Source organism: Streptomyces sp. SID5469, assembly GCF_009862865.1.
Taxonomy (GTDB): domain Bacteria; phylum Actinomycetota; class Actinomycetes; order Streptomycetales; family Streptomycetaceae; genus Streptomyces; species Streptomyces avermitilis.
Genome location: NZ_WWIN01000001.1, coordinates 5,170,112 through 5,185,994 on the forward strand (window position 1 = coordinate 5,170,112; position 15,883 = coordinate 5,185,994).

The 15,883-nt window shown below is 69.0% G+C and carries 15 protein-coding genes, 2 tRNA genes and 2 pseudogenes; 10 read left to right on the forward strand and 9 right to left on the reverse strand.

The annotated features are described in order from the left end of the window. The first annotated feature begins 244 nt into the window (after nucleotides 1–244). Complete coding sequence (locus GTY58_RS22060; RefSeq protein ID WP_037647674.1) at nucleotides 245–565, forward strand: hypothetical protein; 321 nt, start codon at nucleotides 245–247, stop codon at nucleotides 563–565. A gap of 133 nt (nucleotides 566–698) precedes the next feature. Here the strand turns inward: GTY58_RS22060 and GTY58_RS22065 are convergent. The 5 genes and pseudogenes from GTY58_RS22065 to GTY58_RS22085 all read right to left on the reverse strand — a co-directional run. Next, a tRNA-Ser gene (locus GTY58_RS22065) sits at nucleotides 699–808 on the reverse strand. A gap of 294 nt (nucleotides 809–1,102) precedes the next feature. After that, the gene (locus GTY58_RS40830; protein WP_237528865.1) at nucleotides 1,103–1,576 is read right to left on the reverse strand and encodes a hypothetical protein; all 474 of its coding nucleotides are present in this window, start codon (nucleotides 1,574–1,576) and stop codon (nucleotides 1,103–1,105) included. A 2-nt stretch (nucleotides 1,577–1,578) separates the two neighbouring features. Continuing rightward, nucleotides 1,579–2,250 carry a hypothetical protein gene (locus GTY58_RS22075; RefSeq protein ID WP_137865202.1) on the reverse strand — a complete coding sequence of 224 codons (672 nt, stop codon included), beginning with the start codon at nucleotides 2,248–2,250 and terminating at the stop codon, nucleotides 1,579–1,581. Nucleotides 2,251–2,421: 171 nt separating this feature from the next. Beyond that, nucleotides 2,422–3,239, reverse strand: a protein-coding gene (locus GTY58_RS22080) for an IS5 family transposase (protein WP_107277517.1) whose coding sequence is annotated in 2 segments (ribosomal slippage) — nucleotides 2,422–2,897 and nucleotides 2,897–3,239 — 819 coding nt in all. Because the reading frame shifts where the segments join, the coding sequence is not laid out codon by codon here. Between the two features lie 50 nt (nucleotides 3,240–3,289). Then, nucleotides 3,290–3,448 (reverse strand): annotated as a pseudogene (locus GTY58_RS22085) (transposase); the annotation flags it as partial. Between GTY58_RS22085 and GTY58_RS22090 the strand changes: the two are divergent. The 5 genes and pseudogenes from GTY58_RS22090 to GTY58_RS39745 all read left to right on the forward strand — a co-directional run bounded on the left by GTY58_RS22090 (nucleotide 3,448) and on the right by GTY58_RS39745 (nucleotide 7,443). After that, on the forward strand, nucleotides 3,448–4,167 hold the full coding sequence (locus GTY58_RS22090) for a hypothetical protein (protein WP_237528866.1): 720 nt from the start codon (nucleotides 3,448–3,450) through the stop codon (nucleotides 4,165–4,167). The pseudogene GTY58_RS22085 and the gene GTY58_RS22090 sit on opposite strands and share 1 nt — an antisense overlap. 1 nt (nucleotide 4,168) lies before the next feature. Then, nucleotides 4,169–6,257, forward strand: a pseudogene (locus tag GTY58_RS22100) (hypothetical protein). Between the two features lie 222 nt (nucleotides 6,258–6,479). After that, nucleotides 6,480–6,788: a hypothetical protein gene (locus tag GTY58_RS22105; RefSeq protein WP_037647677.1), complete on the forward strand. Its 309-nt coding sequence runs from the start codon at nucleotides 6,480–6,482 to the stop codon at nucleotides 6,786–6,788. A gap of 89 nt (nucleotides 6,789–6,877) precedes the next feature. After that, a complete protein-coding gene (locus tag GTY58_RS22110) occupies nucleotides 6,878–7,234 on the forward strand; it encodes a bifunctional DNA primase/polymerase (protein WP_010985648.1) in 357 nt (118 codons plus the stop codon). Next, the gene (locus GTY58_RS39745) at nucleotides 7,231–7,443 is read left to right on the forward strand and encodes a hypothetical protein (protein ID WP_010985649.1); all 213 of its coding nucleotides are present in this window, start codon (nucleotides 7,231–7,233) and stop codon (nucleotides 7,441–7,443) included. Before GTY58_RS22110 ends, GTY58_RS39745 begins: the two co-directional genes overlap by 4 nt. Before the next feature lie 136 nt (nucleotides 7,444–7,579). Here the strand turns inward: GTY58_RS39745 and GTY58_RS22120 are convergent. Together GTY58_RS22120 and GTY58_RS22125 are read right to left on the reverse strand one after the other, a co-directional pair. Next, nucleotides 7,580–7,666 (reverse strand) — tRNA-Ser (locus GTY58_RS22120). A gap of 63 nt (nucleotides 7,667–7,729) precedes the next feature. Then, entirely contained in the window at nucleotides 7,730–9,148 is a 1,419-nt protein-coding gene (locus tag GTY58_RS22125; RefSeq protein WP_010985650.1) for a trypsin-like peptidase domain-containing protein, read from the reverse strand. Between the two features lie 284 nt (nucleotides 9,149–9,432). Here GTY58_RS22125 and GTY58_RS22130 point away from each other — a divergent pair, with 284 nt between their 5' ends. From GTY58_RS22130 to GTY58_RS22140, 3 genes are all read left to right on the forward strand, one after another. Next, a complete protein-coding gene (locus tag GTY58_RS22130) occupies nucleotides 9,433–10,242 on the forward strand; it encodes a glycerophosphodiester phosphodiesterase family protein (RefSeq protein WP_010985651.1) in 810 nt (269 codons plus the stop codon). Between the two features lie 118 nt (nucleotides 10,243–10,360). Then, nucleotides 10,361–11,014 carry an ATP-binding protein gene (locus GTY58_RS22135; RefSeq protein WP_010985652.1) on the forward strand — a complete coding sequence of 218 codons (654 nt, stop codon included), beginning with the start codon at nucleotides 10,361–10,363 and terminating at the stop codon, nucleotides 11,012–11,014. A 205-nt stretch (nucleotides 11,015–11,219) separates the two neighbouring features. Further along, the gene (locus tag GTY58_RS22140; RefSeq protein WP_010985653.1) at nucleotides 11,220–12,185 is read left to right on the forward strand and encodes a DUF5926 family protein; all 966 of its coding nucleotides are present in this window, start codon (nucleotides 11,220–11,222) and stop codon (nucleotides 12,183–12,185) included. A 335-nt stretch (nucleotides 12,186–12,520) separates the two neighbouring features. Here the strand turns inward: GTY58_RS22140 and GTY58_RS22145 are convergent, their stop codons facing one another. Together GTY58_RS22145 and GTY58_RS22150 are read right to left on the reverse strand one after the other, a co-directional pair. After that, on the reverse strand, nucleotides 12,521–13,096 hold the full coding sequence (locus GTY58_RS22145; protein WP_010985654.1) for a hypothetical protein: 576 nt from the start codon (nucleotides 13,094–13,096) through the stop codon (nucleotides 12,521–12,523). A 55-nt stretch (nucleotides 13,097–13,151) separates the two neighbouring features. Then, complete coding sequence (locus tag GTY58_RS22150) at nucleotides 13,152–13,817, reverse strand: bifunctional DNA primase/polymerase (protein WP_010985655.1); 666 nt, start codon at nucleotides 13,815–13,817, stop codon at nucleotides 13,152–13,154. 470 nt (nucleotides 13,818–14,287) lie between these two features. Between GTY58_RS22150 and GTY58_RS22155 the strand changes: the two genes are divergently transcribed. Continuing rightward, nucleotides 14,288–15,799 carry a PP2C family protein-serine/threonine phosphatase gene (locus GTY58_RS22155; RefSeq protein ID WP_078234385.1) on the forward strand — a complete coding sequence of 504 codons (1,512 nt, stop codon included), beginning with the start codon at nucleotides 14,288–14,290 and terminating at the stop codon, nucleotides 15,797–15,799. Nucleotides 15,800–15,883 lie beyond the last annotated feature (84 nt).

Here is a 15,883-nt window from a genome sequence, read left to right on the forward strand (position 1 = left end):
GACCGGCCGGTTTCGCGCGGCCAGATGGGCCCACCTCGAAGCGTTCGGCACCACGACCGAGGGTCAACTGCATGGGGGCTGGCAACCGCGCCTCGTGAGGTTCCGGAAGGCCAGCCCGGGTCGTTCCCCCCTTCCGATAGTCTCCCCGCGCCAAGATCACCAGCCCAAAGTCAGGTTCGGGCCAACTGCGCGACGGGGCTACGTGACTTCGCGGCTCACGTCGTCTCACGGACTGGAGAACACCATGCCCCGATGGGCCGTCGTGGAAGCTCACGGTCAAGCGGAAGCCTCCATCTACGGCGTCCACAGTGAACTCGAAGGGACGGAGGCCGAAGCCGTGGCCGCGCTGCTTCGCGTCGTCGACAGCTATGAAGAGGCCGTCACCGCAGCCGGGCGCCGACGGCAGAGAAGAAAGGTCTTCCGTGTCTCCGATCGCAGCTACCTCGTACGCGTCGAAAACCTGCTGTCGAGCCATGAAGCCCACTTCACCCTCGCCGAACTCATAGCCGACACCCACGACGACGGCCTTCCCAACACCGTGGGCGGGGCACCGAAGAGGTCGTGAATCCTGGCCGCAGGTTGGCCGCACGCGCTGGTCAGAGGTGGGATACCGGCGAAGCAGGGTGAGACAAGGTCACGCGGAAGGGGTGCCCCTCCCGAGAGTGGCACCCCTTCTGACCTGCAACACCTTTGACCTGCGCGGTGGGTGTGGGATTTGAACCCACGGTGACATCGCTGCCACGACGGTTTTCAAGACCGTCAAACGTGCAGTACGAACGCCCTGGTCAGGAGCTGTTTCAGCCTCCGCGGAGAGGTTGCTGGCCCACACATGGCCCACGAACCGTCCTCCCACACGGAGCGATGCGACGCACGGTGCGCGACCCGGTGGTCCCGTGGTACGTCGCCGGCCACCGGCCGCGTCATCTAGATCGGCGAATGCCTACGAGCACCCTAACGAGGCTCACTGAGCGGCCTGGTGGGCCGTCTGAGGGGTGCCGTTCGCGGCGAGCAGGCTTGGGATATCTGCCGCTGGGTGAGGTGCTACTTCCTGGGAGTAGACCAGGAAGCGCCACTATTGCGGGAGTCTGCCCAGTCTCTCCGTCTATTGTCCGACGGTGAGTGCCCAGTGAACGCGGGAGGGAGCAGTCACCGTCACTACGCCGGATTTGCGGGAGCTCTTCAGGTCCAGCTGGTTGAAGGTGCTGCTGACCTCTCCTTCCACGCATTCGAGCGGAAAGCTGAGCCCGACCGGTGCCACGGAGACAGTCAGTGTTCCCTTGCCTTGGCAGTTTACGAGGATCGCCAGGGACCCAGCCTTGATTCCGCCCCGGATTTCAATTTCTTGGTTACCGTGGGCGTTCGCGGCCTGTGCTACGGCCTCCCCGTCCGGGAGGACTGGAGCCTTGGTCACGGTTTCCCCGGGAACGTGCTCGGCACGGTCAGAAGTCGGTGATTCTTTTGGCGAGGTCGTCGAATGAGGCCGGGGCGTGCCGGAAGAGGGCGCAGCGTCATCCTGATCACTGGTGCAGCCAGCCAGCGCCACTACTGCTGCCAAACCTCCGGTGGCCGTCAGCACCCTCAGCCTTCCCATATGTACCAGCCCACCTTGTAGGGGGAGTAGCTGACGACGGTGTGTTTCGGCGATGTCGTGCAGTTTTGGTGGAGCATGTAACTCTGGCCCTTGTGCTTGAGACGGTAGACGCCGTATTTTCCGTTCGTGGTCGAGTGGGGCGGCGTATCTATGGTGAATGTGTTTCCGAGCTTGGCCGTCAATTCCGCTGTCACGGTGACGCTGTACTTGGTTTTGATCGTGGCAAGCATCACGCTGACGGAGGTCTCCAGCTCGCCGTTGAGGCTGATGCCGACCTTGCCCGTCACCTCCGAAATGAAGGTTGTCTTGCCCGTTCTGGAAGTGCCGTTGTAGTTTGAGTTCGTGGGCCCTACACCCTTGTGGTACTTCTTCTTGGATTGCGAGATGGGCTTGTAGACGGGGTGAGCAGGACTGCAATCCACAGCGCCGGGCAAATCCTCTTGGGAAGGCTTGGGTTCTGCCGGCGACTCATCGACCGAGTTCTCGGGAACGTCGGTGACGTCTTCCTCGGGCTCTTCTGGTGGCGCAGTGTTAATAACCGGGTCATCGGCCGAAGCAGATGCCGACGGCAAGGAATCCGGAGTTCCATCAGCGGCCAGCGCGGGGCCGGTCAGGGCCGTGCACAGTATGAGCGCAGTCGAGAGAAACGCTGTGGGCATGCAGGTAATTCCACAAGACACCTATCCGGTGGGGACTGCCCAGTTTGACAGTCGGACACCTTGACCATATGTCGTGGTCATGCCGGAAGCGAAGACTCCGGTGATCTTCTGAGTCGGATCTGAGGTTGGCGTTTTCCAGGTCGAAGGCCGACCGGGCGTTTAGACCGTGTCCTATGTGGTGAGGCGGACCAGTCGTTTGTAGCAGCACAGTGCAGCGGCGAGGCCGAGAAAGGCCAGGTAGTTCCGGAGATTGCGTTCGTAGCGGGGGCTGATTCGGCGGTAGCCGGACAGCCAGGAGATGGTCCGCTCGATGACCCAACGGCGGCGGCCCAACCGTTCGCTGGACTCGATGCCTTTGCGGGCGATGCGCACGCCGATGCGCTTGCCGCGTAACCATTTCCGCAGGTGAGGAATGTCGTACGCCTTGTCCGCATGGAGGCGCTGGGGCTTGAAGCAGCGGCCGCGGTGGGGGTCGTGTCTCGTTTGGTGACCGGCCACCATCGGCTTCAGGCCCTCGCTGTCGTGGACGTTGGCGGCGGAGACGCCGACGACCAGGGGCAGTCCGTTCGCGTCCGACAGGACGTGCATCTTGGAACCCGGCTTACCTCGGTCCACGGGGCTCGGACCTGTGTGTTCGCCCCCTTTTTAGCCCTCACGTGCGCGGAGTCGAGGACGACGCGGGAGACATCGATGAGACGGGCGTCGTCGAGTCGGTGCAGGACCGCTTCGTGCAGCCGGCCCCAGACCCCGGCCCTGGACCAGATCAGGAACAGGCGGTGGGCCGTCGACTTCGATATGCCGAAGCACGGTGGCAGAGCCCGCCAGGCGCACCCACTCACCAGCACGTAGATGATCGCCGCAAACAGCGTCTCATCAGGCGTGTCCTGCGTGCCGCCGCCCTGCGGCCGCACCTTCGACGGTGGGATCAACGGCTTGGCGATCTCCCACAGCCCGTCCGGAACAATCCAACTCCACGTACCCCGCCCCATACACGGAACAACGAGCGATCACCACATAGGACACCGTCTTAGACGTCGTTTCATTTGGTGAGGCGGCGCTGGCAGATGAGGGCTGCGGCGATGCCAGCGAAGGCGAGGCAGTGTTCTGCCTTGCGTTCGTAGCGGCGGTGGAGTCGGCGGCAGCCGGCGAGCCAGGACACGGTCCTCTCGACGACCCAGCGGTGGCGGCCGAGCCGCTTTGGCCCCGGCCCGTAAGGCAGCACGTCAGGCGCTGCGCAGGTCCGCGGCCCACTTCCAGGGGCGCCGCCTGCTCGCCGCGCTGCTCGCGCTGCCGGTCGGTGTGCTGGGCTGCCTGACCACCTGGATCGGCCGCAAGTTCGACATCCCGTCCCTGATACATCCCGGACGGCGGCTGTACCGGCGGATGGTGCAGACCGCGGGCGATCAGCGCGCGGCGCGTGACGAGGCCGCCCGCCAAACCCTGCGCGAGCAGGAGGCCGCCGCGGATGCGGAGGCAGCGCAGGACGGCACGGACGGCATCGCGGACGGTGTCGAGCGTCCGGCCGCGAAGGTTCCCGCCAGCACGAATCCCGAGGTCAGCGAAGGAGAGCACGTGTCCGGATTCCAGTTCGAAGAGGTCGCCTCCGAGATGGAGCAGGCCGCCAACCAGTACGACCCCGAGAACGCCATGGAGATCCTCGCCATGGTCGAGGGTCTGCCGGCCGCGCTGACCAGCGTGGCGAACGTGATGAAGATCCTCGCGGAGCGCTCCGACTCGGAGTTCCCGCTGGAGAAGGAGGTCGCGGACGGCTTCAACGACATCTTCGGCGCCCTGATGAGCGCCGTCGCGGTCGCCGAGGACATGGGGCCGCTGTTCCGGCAGGCCCACGAGCAGGACATCGCCCGGCATGAGGACCCCCGCAACGGCACCGAGGCTGAGAAGGGCTGGAACGTCTGAGATGAGCAGCACCGCCACCGCCAAACAGAACAGCGCGAGTGGCCCGGTGCTGGACTGGGCTGCCGGTCACGGACCCGTGACCGGCGCCCTGTCCGCGACCACCGGAGCCTTCGCCGTCGCCACCACCGGCGCCGCAACCGCCATGCCCCCCGGCTGGGCCCTGGCCGTCGGTGCCGCCGGCGCGCTCGGACACACCGTCGTCGGCCTGCGAGTACGCAACGCCGGCCGCACCCTCGCCACCCGCGCCGCCTCCTGGCTGGTCGGCGCCGGCTGGACCACGTGGGCCATGACGAACGGCCCGCTGACCTGGGCCGCTCTCGGCTCGCTCGCCACGATCGGCGTGGGCATCGGCGCCGCCGCCCGCTCTGCCGCGCTGTACGAGGAGGCACGCGAGGAGGAGGCCATCGCTGCGGAACAGCGGCAGATCGCCGCGGAGTTGTCCACGGAACGCCGCGCGATCGCCGCGGAATGGGTCGACCGCATCCAGCGCGTCTGCTCCATCACCGTGCGCGTGCTGGGGGTGGAGATGTGGGAGACCGGTGCCGGGTTCTCCATCGACGCAGAACTCCCGCCCGGCGGCGCCACCTGGAACAAGATCGCAGCCGAGTCCCCGCGGCTGTCCGCGGACGCCCGGCTGCACCGCCACCACGTCCCCCGGCATCGACCAGGGCCGGGTCATCATCGACGTGACCACGGTCAACGTCCTGGAGCAGGAACGCACCTACCCCACCGACTACAGCACGCTGTCCCTGCACACGGGCATCCCGTGGGGGTATCGCACCAACGCACAGCAGATCCTCGCCTACCTGCGCGAGCAGTGCGCCCTGATCGTCGGCCCGACCGGATCGGGCAAGACGAACATGGTGCACGCGATCCTCGCCGGGTTCGCCCGTGCCGAGGACGTCCTCACGTGGGTGATCGACCTGAACGCCGGATCGGCCGGTCTGCCGTGGGTGCTGCCCGCGCTGAACGGCCAGATCGTGCGGGAGGACGGCAAGCCCGTGCGGCCCGGTATCGACTGGCTCGCCGGCACGTTCGATGAGGCCATGACGATGCTGGATGCGGCCGTGCGCGTGGCCAAGCAGCGCAAGATGGGCTACCAGGCGCTTCTGTCGAAGGCCAACACGGACCTGTTGCCGATCAGCGCCAAGATTCCTCAGATCATGCTCGTGATCGATGAGGGCGCGGAGATCCTGGTCAGCCCCGACCGGCAGGTGCGCAAGCTCGGGGAAAAGATCCTGGAAGTCATCCGGATCGCCCGCGCCATGGGCGTGCGCACCGTGCTCACCGCGCTCGGAGCGACTGGCAGCGTGCTGAGCAACCTGATGATCCGCCGCGAGGCAAAGGTCCGTGTCGCTCTCACGGGTAGCGAGACGGAGGGCATGGACCTGAGCAAGATGTTCCCCGGCAGCCGGGGCCTGCGCGTGGACCAGGCCCCTTACAAGGGCGCCGGGTTCATGGGAACCCCGGAGTCGCCGGCCGCGCTGTTCAAGGCCTGGCGGATCCTCCCGAACCAGATCCGGGAGATCACCGCCGCCACATCCGACCGGCACCCACGGCTGGACGACGTGTCCGCAAAGGCAGCCGGACCCGCATACGCGCGGCGCTGGGATGCCGACCGCACCGCATGGATGCGCGACCAGGCCGTGTCGGACGACGCCGGCGATGACTCGCCCGTGACGCCCGGAGCGCTCCGCCTGTCCGCACTGAACGAGCAGCAGGAGTCTCCCGAGGACGCCCTCGCACGCCGATTCCGGGAGGAGATCGACGCGCAGTTCGGCACCGCACCCGAACCCCACACCACCGAGCAAGACGACGTGGCGGAGCGGCCGGTCGGACTGAACCTGTCGGCGCTGCGGGACGAGCAGGACAGCCCAGCGCAACAGGCCGCGCTCGCCGCACTGATCGCCGCCGGGCCCGCCGGGACGGGAGCATCCGCGATCGCCCGCACTCTCGCCGACGGGTTCGGGACGACGCGTCAGACGGTCGTGGGCTGGCTGAAAACTTGGCTGACCGACGGCACCGCCGTTCGCGTCGGGGAGGGCACCAAGGCCCGCTACGTACACCGCTCCCACACCCCCAACGGCTGATCGCTTGTCGCTTGTCGTCCCTCACGCGCCGCATGTCGTCTAACGGGTCAGTGGGGCCCGAATACGGTTTGTGACCTGGGAGGCGACAAGCGACAAGACAAGCAACGCGACAAGCCGCACGACAAGAGGGACGACAAGCCACGCGACAAGCAACCCACCCCGCCGCATGGGCCCGCGCCACCTGTTGGCGCGGGCCCGCGGCACACCTTGAGGGAGTCAGAAATGCGCCAGCCCACCCCGCCCGGACAGATAGCCCCACACATCCCCGCCGACGTCTTCCAGCGCTCTCAAGCGACCGGACAGCCGGTCGTGTTCGTCGTCAACGACACCCCGCCCGCCGTCCCCTGGGCCCGGCTCCTGATCCCGTTCGCGATCGCCGGGGCCGCCGCTCTTGGCACCTGGGGCGTGGTCGCCGCCTTGTGCTGGCTGATGGACGTGGCCGCGCACACCGCAACCGTCATCGGGGGCGCCGCGGGACCCATCGGAGCCGGCGGCATCACGCTCAAGCTCGCCCGCGGCAAGAACACCTAGCTACGCCAAGGGCGGCCCCACCGTCTCGCCAAAGCCGCGGGGCCGCCCTTGCCAACCAGCATCCGTCTACGGAACTGGAGACCTCCAGAATGACCCAACCTGCCAACGTAAGGCGAGACCCCGCCTTACCGATCAGCACAGATCTCACCCGACTCGGACTGCTCGCCTGGGCAACGCAAACCGCACAGCGCGGCCGGCACGTCATCCCGCTACGGCCGAACGACAAGCGCCCGGCAGGCCACGCGGAGCAGTACTGCCCCGCCACCGGGCGGTGCGCGGATGGACACAAGACACCCGAGCAGCGCGCCACCACCGACGTTGAACTGCTCATCGCCGCATGGGCACAAGCGCCGTACAACGTCCGTATCGCCACCGGCCCTTCCGGGCTACGGGTCATCGACCTGGACGGCTCCATCCGCACCGCCCGCCCGCGGGAGGCCGCATGACCGCCCGCAACTCCCCCCACCTGGAAGGCCTACCGCGCCCCGCCCGACCGGCCGGATCTCAGGCGACTGTGGGCGAACCGAAGGTCGCCGCGCGCGCCGGCCACAGCATCGCTGTGCTGTACCGCTTCTACGCGAAGATCTTGAAGGGGGGCCAGCAGCAGTCCAACAGCCTGATCGCCCGCGCGCTCGACGAGGGGGAATGGCCCTGATCCCGGCCCACAGATGGCCCATACGCACTGGTCAAACCTGGGATATGGGCGAGTCGGGGTGAGACAGGGTGAACGCAGAAGGGGTGCCCCTCCCGAGAGTGGCACCCCTTCTGACCTGCAACACCTTTGACCTGCGCGGTGGGTGTGGGATTTGAACCCACGGTGACATCGCTGCCACGACGGTTTTCAAGACCGTTCCCTTAGGCCGCTCGGGCAACCCACCCCGCGTCGCCGGTGATCGGCGGCGCGGGGACAAGAGTAACGGGTCAGGTGCCCCGCGTGCGGCTCAGCTGTCGCCCACGCGCTCTCCCAGCGTGACGTCCGTCGTGCGGGCCTTGCCGTCCCGGGTGTACGTGAGCTTCACCGTGGCGCCGGGGCGGTGGGTCCAGATCTCGCCGATCAGGGTCGGGCCACTGTCGATCACCATGTCGTCGAGCTTGGTGATGACGTCGCCCGGCTTGAGGCCGGCCTTGGCCGCGGGGCCGTTCGGGGTGATCGCGTCCGAGCCGCTGGCACCCTGCTCAGTGATCTTCGCGCCGCCCGTGCCCTCTTCGAGGGAGACCGAGGCGCCGATCACCGGGTAGACCGGCTTGCCCGTCTTGATCAGCTCCTGGGCGACGTACTTCGCCTGGTTGATCGGGATCGCGAAGCCCAGGCCGATCGAACCGGACTGGCCCGAGCTGCCCAGACCGCCACTGCTGGAGGACTGGATCGCGGAGTTGATGCCGATGACCGAGCCCTGCGCGTCCAGCAGCGGACCGCCCGAGTTGCCCGGGTTGATCGACGCGTCCGTCTGCAGCGCGCTCATGTACGACGCCTTGCTGCTGGAGCTGCCGTCGCTGGAGGCCACCGGCCGGTTCTTGGCGCTGATGATGCCCGTCGTCACCGTGTTCGAAAGGCCGAAGGGCGCGCCGATCGCGATCGTCGAGTCGCCGACAGCCACCTTGTCGGAGTCGCCCAGGGTCAGCGGCTGCAGGTCCGACGGCGCGTTCTTGAGCTTGACGACCGCGACGTCGTAGCCCTGCGCGTGACCGACCACCTCGGCGTTGTACTTCTTGCCGTCGGGGAAGGTCGCGGTGAGCTTGCCGCCGTCGACCGCCTCCGCCACCACGTGGTTGTTGGTGACGATGTGGCCCTGCTTGTCGAAGACGAAGCCGGTGCCGGTGCCGCCCTCTCCGCTGCTGCTCTGGGCCTCGATGGTGACCGTGCTCGGCAGCGCCTTGGCTGCCACGCCCGCGACCGTGCCCGCGTCCCGCTTGACGGAGCCGCCGCTGTCGGAGGCGGAGACCGTCGTCGAGCCGCTCGATCCGTCGTTGTCCTTGGCCAGCGTGTAGCCGATGCCGCCGCCGACTCCGCCCGCGACCAGCGCGGCCACGAGGATCGCGGCGAGCAGTCCGCCGCGGCCGGCCTTCGGCTTCGGCGCGGGCTGCTGGTACGAGGAGCCCCATTCGGCGCCCGCGCCGCCACCGTCGGCGTACGCGGGCGTCGCGGGCGGGGGAGGCGGCCAGCCCGCCTCGGCGGCGCCCGGAGCGTGCTGGGCGAAGCCCTGATGTGCGGGCGGCTCACCGAAACCCTGTCCGGGGGCGCTCGCCGACGGAGCGGCACCGACAGGCGCGGCGCTCTGCACGGGAGCGGGAGTTTCCACCGGCACGGGAGGTGCTGACGGGGCCGGGGGTACCGCGGTGCCCTCGTTCTCGGTGCTCACAGCTCTTCTCCTCGATCCACGGCTGTTGTTCTCGGTCGCACTCGGTCACGCTCACTCACGCTTGTCGTCGGTCCGGCGCGATTCAGCTGTGCATGTGCATTTTTTTGTACGCCGTCAGCTTTTCCCACTGGCCGTCAGAGCACCATAAGCGGTGGCTGTGGGTCCGCGGCCATCCTTTATATCGGACCTGTCGCGCTAAACAGTTATATTCCCGATATCTGTGCGATGCCAGAACGACGCCTCCCCGCTCCGCGCCTACCCCGCCACGGTGGCACCATGACGCGGTGACCCACGCACGACAGCACCCGATCCAGGTCGTCGCCCACCGAGGGGCCTCCGAAGAGGCGCCGGAGCACACCCTGGCCGCGTACAAGAAGGCGATCGAGGACGGTGCCGACGCCCTCGAGTGCGACGTCCGGCTGACTGCGGACGGCCATCTTGTCTGCGTCCACGACCGCCGCGTCAACCGTACGTCCAACGGCCGTGGCGCGGTCTCCGCGCTGGAGCTCGCCGAGCTCGCCGCACTGGACTTCGGCTCCTGGAAGAACGGCGACGAGGCCCCCGACTGGGAGCACCGCCCCGAGGACCGGGAGAACACCTCCGTACTCACCCTGGAACGGCTGCTCGAACTCGTCGCCGACGCCGGGCGTCCGGTCGAGCTGGCCATCGAGACGAAGCACCCCACCCGCTGGGCGGGCCAGGTCGAGGAACGGCTGCTGCACCTGCTGAAGCGATTCGGCCTCGACGCCCCCGAGTCCGCCGCGACGTCGCCGGCGCGCGTCATGAGCTTCTCGGCGCGCTCACTGCACCGCGTCCGGACCGCTTCCCCGATGCTGCCGACCGTCTATCTGATGCAGTTCGTCTCGCCCCGGCTGCGCGACGGGCGGCTGCCCGCGGGTGTCCGGATCGCAGGCCCCTCCATGCGGATCGTGCGCGGGCACCCCGGATACATCGAGCGCCTCAAGCGGGCCGGACACCAGGTGCACGTATGGACCGTGAACGAGCCGGAGGACGTCGATCTCTGCGTTGAGCTGGGCGTCGACGCCATCATCACCAACCGCCCGCGCGCGGTGCTGCATCAGCTCGGCCGCTGACGGCGGAGTGAAAACCCTGGGTCCCTCCCCGGGCGCCATCCCGAAAACACCGTCGGAATCCGGCCACCTGATTACAGGGTGTGCACCGGCGCGTTCGTTCCGTGTTCGATCGTTACGAGTGCGTCAGCGGACGTGGACCGGCCGGTTTCCAGTTCAGTCCAAAGGGGCATTCACACCGTGGCGTGGGGCGAAGGAGGTCTCGGGGGTGGCGTTGGTGGTGGCACAGGAGGTGCCCACGTCGTCGAGCATGGCCGTACCCCATGGCCCTGCGGGCGTGGGGAAAGCAAGACACCGGATGCGTGATCAGTTGCGTACCGGTGGAGTGGCGGATTCGGTCATCGACGATGCCGTACTGATTCTTTCCGAACTGCTCAGCAACGCCTGCCGCCACGGCAGGCCGCTGGGCGACGCCCTCGCGGGAGACGGCGATGTACGCGCCGCGTGGCGCGTCGACGACTGCGGGAGACTCACGGTCGAGGTGACGGACGGCGGCGGTCCGACCCGCCCGGTTCCGGCGACGCCCTCGGTCACCGCGCGCGGCGGCCGCGGGCTGAACATCATCACGGCGTTGGCCGAGGACTGGGGCGTGCGGGATGACGCCCGGGGTGAAGTGACGGTGTGGGTCGTGATGCACGGCGACGTGGACGCCGGGCACCGTCGCGACGACTTCGCTACGCGCGTCACGGCACCGTCGCCGCTTCGGCAGCCGCTGCTGTCGGACTCGGGGATATCCGACCTGGACTTCGCGGACGCCTTCGACGACGTCGACTGAGCCGGCTGGGGCCGGCCGGTGGGCTCCGGGGCGGCCGGGCGGGGACCGATCGCCACCGAGCCGAGTCCTACCGAAGGCGTCCGACCTGGACCGAAGCACCGGTTCCGGGACGAGTGGGTGCGTTGTCCACAGGTCCGCGTCGGCCGTCGCACGAACGGCTAGGCTCGCGCCGTACGAGACGAGCCGTAACCGGGAGACACCCACGATGGCCAAGAAGCGACCCCAGACGAAGTCCAAGCAGCCCCAGCTGAAGGACGGAGAGATCCCGGTCGTCGGCGCTCGCGAACCCTGCCCCTGCGGCAGCGGCCGGCGCTACAAGGCCTGTCACGGCCGCAGTGCCGCGCACGCGGTGACGGAGCTGGTGCAGCGCCCCTTCGAGGGACTGCCGGGCGAGGGCGACTGGATCGCGCTGCGCGAGCTGGTCCCCGCGGCGACCGTCGAGCTGAAGCTCAGGGAGGACCTCCCCGAGGGCGTCCCGTCGGTCACGCTCGCCACCGTCCTGCCGATGGCATGGCCCGCGCTGCGCCGCGACGACGGCTCGGTCCTGATCGGCCTGCAGAACGACACGGCGTCGGGTGACATCAGCCGCGACCTGGCCGACACCCTCCAGCGCGCGCTGACGGCGGAGCCCGGCACTCCGGTCCAGGGCCGGCGCGCTCCGGCCGACGGGCCTCGGCTCCAGGATCTCCTCGACCCCGAAGGCGCGTTCGAGCCAGTTGTGCACAGCGGCTTCGAATTCTGGGTCCCGGACGCCGAGAACGCGACGCCTGAGGTCGCCGCGTCCCTGGAGCGGGCCAACGCTGCCGCCATCGCGACGGTCAAACTCTCCGGCGTGGACGCGGCCTACTGGTGCGAGACCCCCGACAAGAACCACCTGCGCTGGGTCATGCCGTACCCCGAGGAGCAGCTTCTGGACGCTCTCGCGCGGCTGCACGCGGCCGGGCAGTCGGGCCTCGGCGAGGGCACGCGGCTGGTCGGTTCCTTCCGTGCCCACGGCCTGACGGTGCCGGTCTGGGACCTGCCGAGCGGGGTCGGGGCGGAGGACGTGGAGAAGCCGGCGGCCGAGTTCGCCGAGCGTCTGGCGGCCGCTCTCGCCACGGATGCGCCGCTGACCGCGGACGAGCGCCGGGCGCGCGGCGGACTGACCAACCGACAGGTGACACTCAGCTGACTCACAGGGCCCGAACTGACCGACCGGTCAGCTGGTCAGGACCTGCAGAACGGGTGACTCCTGTCACAACTCCCCGTGGCGACAGGTAAATCCGTGTCCGAATAGCCGAGATCGAATTTGCGAACCGCCGATCTCTTGTTACCGTTCGAGTAGCCCGGTTGCTGGTGCATCCCCCGTCGCCAGCAACCGGGTCTTTCTATGCCCGTCGCGTGACACGAAACCGAGGGCGCCGCCAACTGCCTTACGGGCACACGGAGTTGCCTCAGAGGCACAAGGCGGAGAGCCGGGTCCCCCGGCCGGCCGGGGCTCACCGAACGGCCCGAGCCCCCGGCGTCCTACGACCCGCCCGAGTCGCTCCCGGAGCGCAGCAGCAGCGGTCCGCTCCCGGCGCCCTTCGCGAACTCCGCGATCGCCGTGTACGCCCCCACATCCCCCACGGTGCGCTCCCTGGGCGTCTCACACGCCCCCGGGTCGTCCTCCGCGCCCACCACGCAGCGCATCTGCACGGTACGGCCGCCGGGCTCCATGAGGCTCAGGACGGAGTGCAGGTCCTCGCCGGTCGCGTTGCGGTAGTAGGTGCGCGCCCAGGTGTCCCGCCCCTGGGTCATGACACAGGTCTGCGCCTCGATGCCGTCGGCGGAGAAGAGTTCGGGGCCGCAGCGGGCCGCGGTGGCCAGGCCGAGGCCCAGCACCAGGGGGGAACGGGAGGGTACCGGCACCTTGTCGTCGGCTTCGGACGCTCGTAGGGCCGCGCGGCCCTCGTCACCGACAGGGCCCGCGGACGCCACGGCCAGCGGGAGCGCGACCGTGGCCGCCGCTACGGCCGCGAGGGCGAACAGCCGCACCCTTCGGGGGTCCAGCCCGCGACGGCGCGGCGATGACGTTCGCTGTTCCCCGGAATGACGCTGCATGGACGGAACATAACGACCACGGGCCGGTGTCGGGCCCGCCGCGCGCCCGACACCCCTACAACTCGGGCGCGCTCACACCCGTACGAGTGAGGGCCTCGACGACCGCGTCCACGACGGCCTCCACATCGGGCACCCAGGGCGCTGCCGAGCCGGGCAGCGGTGCCCGCTCCCAGCCGATCCGGCCGTGGCCGGTCTCGGACGGGGGCAGCGTGATGTAGCCGCCCTCCCCGTGGAAGCGCAGGGAGCCGGGGACGTAGTCCTTCGCGTAGAGCAGCTCGCCCAGCTGCTCCATGGAGTAGGGCGCCACAAGGATCGCCCAGCGGTGGGGCGTCGCGACGACCGGGCCGAGGCGCATCCCCATCTGGTCGAGCGCGGTGAGGGCCCGGGAGGCCGCCAGGGCCGGCAGGCTCACCGCGCAGGGCGCCTTGCCTCCGGTGGCCAGCACGATGGGGGCCGTGGGCCTGTTCGTCCACCACCAGCGCACCATGCGCTCGTCGGTGGTGGCCGCGAGCAGCCCTGGGTCGAAGGGGTGAGCGCCGGGCACCGTGCACTCCGGGTCGGGACAGCCGCAGCGGGCACGCCCCTGCGGGTCCGGCGCCACACCCGGGAGAACGGGCCACTTCCATTCGGCCGCGAAGGTCAGGGCCGCGCTGATCAACTCAGGCCTCCCGTCGTTCCGCTTGGACAGGAGCCTGCGTCGCCTTCCGAGGATCTCGCGCATGAGCGCTCGTTCCTTTCCGTTGCACGCCTGGCAACACTGTGGACCATCACGTCATGTGTCGATCACTTCACTGTGCGTACCTGCTGGCGCATCACACCCCTGTCTCAGACAAGGGGAACCCCTATGGGCCGAGCGTTGGCTACGTCCGCGTCCATACTGCGTCTGGCAAAAGCATGGGCATGGCGTGGGGTGGCGGCGCCTGGCGTTTTGCCGTCCCGCGTATTTCTCGCCGCCTCCGCCACGGGAGGATGGGGCTCGGTCGTCGGTGGTTAAGACGCCCGGGTCCGTCGCCAGGTTCCGGGTGATTCCCAACCACCCCTGGCCTTCACCGAGTACGTACCCATCACGACCGCTGTGACGCTCTGTCGAACAAGGCCAGTCGACCGCAATATGCCGTTACCCGAGGCAGTTTTAAGCCAACTTTGCCTTACCGCAATAGTCTCATGGACACCAGGAATCCCAGCAGGACAATGCTGGACATCCCCTCACGAGTGCGTGTACATGTGGAGACACTGCTAGCGGCGCAGAATGACATGGGGGTTTGCGATGCTATCGAGCAATACGCACCGGTCGGAAAGCCGGACGCCATGAACGCCCCTCACCTCCCGAAAGTGGCTGGAATCGATTCAACGGTTCCCTCGCCCGCACACACTGTCGCGCCGACGTCCGCCGCCACAGGCACCCCTTCGGCCACGTCCGCCACCGGCCCCGGAGCAGTTCTGCAGGACCGTCTCGCCAGCTGGGTCTCCGACCTCACGACCCTTCACGAACTCACCGAACGCCTGGCACGCACGGACTCGCTCGCCGACGCACTCCAGGAGCTGCTGCGCGCCGGAGCCGCCCTGGTGGGCGCCCGGCGCGGTCTCGTCGTACTGGAACCACGCGACGGGCTCGGCCCGGACACGACCATCGGCCTCGGCCTGGCCCGCGCCGATCTCGGCCACATCGAGACCGTGCCGCGCAGCTCCATGTCGTACGGGAAGATCCTCGACGGACTTCCCGGCGGCGAGCGCGAGATCACCCAGCCCGACCTGTTCTCCGAGGACGGCCTGGACCCCCGCCACCGCGAGGTCGCCGCCCGGCTCGGCTACGCCGCGAGCTACGCCCTTCCCCTGTCCACCCAGGCCGCGGGCCGTCTCGGCGCGGCCGTGTGGCTCTACGACGAGCCCGCCGAGCCGGTCGAGCGCCAGCGCCACCTCATCGGCCTCTACGCCCGCTACGCGACCGAACACCTGGCGCGGCTCGTCGAAATGGAACGCACACGCGCGTGCATGACGACGATCTCCGAGGAGCTGCTTCCGTCCCGGCTGCCCCGGGTCACCGGCGTCCAGCTCGCCGCCCGGCGCCGTACCGGACCGCGCGGCGGCGGCGACTGGTACGACGCGCTGCCGTTGCCCGACGCGGCGCTCGGCCTCGCGGTCGGCTCGGTCACCGGCTCCGGCCCCAGCGCGATCGCCGCGATGGGCCGGCTGAGGGCCTCCCTGCGCGCGTACGCCGTGATGGAGGGCGAGGACCCCGTCGCCGTCCTGTCCGACCTGGAGCTGCTCCTCAGACTCACCGAACCCGCCCGGTCCGCCACCGCCCTCTTCGCCTACTGCGAACCCGCCCTCCGCAAGATCACGCTCGCCGGGGCCGGGCACAGCCCGCCGCTGGTGATCGGCGAGCGGCGCACGGAGTTCGTGGAGACCTCACTGTCGGCGCCCCTGGGGATGCTGGCCTGCTGGGAGGCCCCGAGCGTCGAGGTGACCGCGGCGCCCGGCGAGACCGTGCTCCTGTACACGGACGGCCTGCTGCATCGCACCGGCGACCCCATGGACCGCGCCTTCGCCCGGCTGCACGCCGCCGCGGCGAGCGTTCCGCGGGCGGTGCGCACCGATCCGGGCGCCGTCGCCGACCACGTACTGCGCAGCGTGCTGCCGGACGGCCTGGACGCGGCGGACAGCGAGGAGGACGTCGTCCTGCTGGCGGCACGCTTCGAGTGAGCCACGACAGCGGACCTTTCCGGCCCTGGGGCGGCCTCCGGTACGACCGTACGATGGAAGAGGCCCAGTGCCGTACCAAGGAGG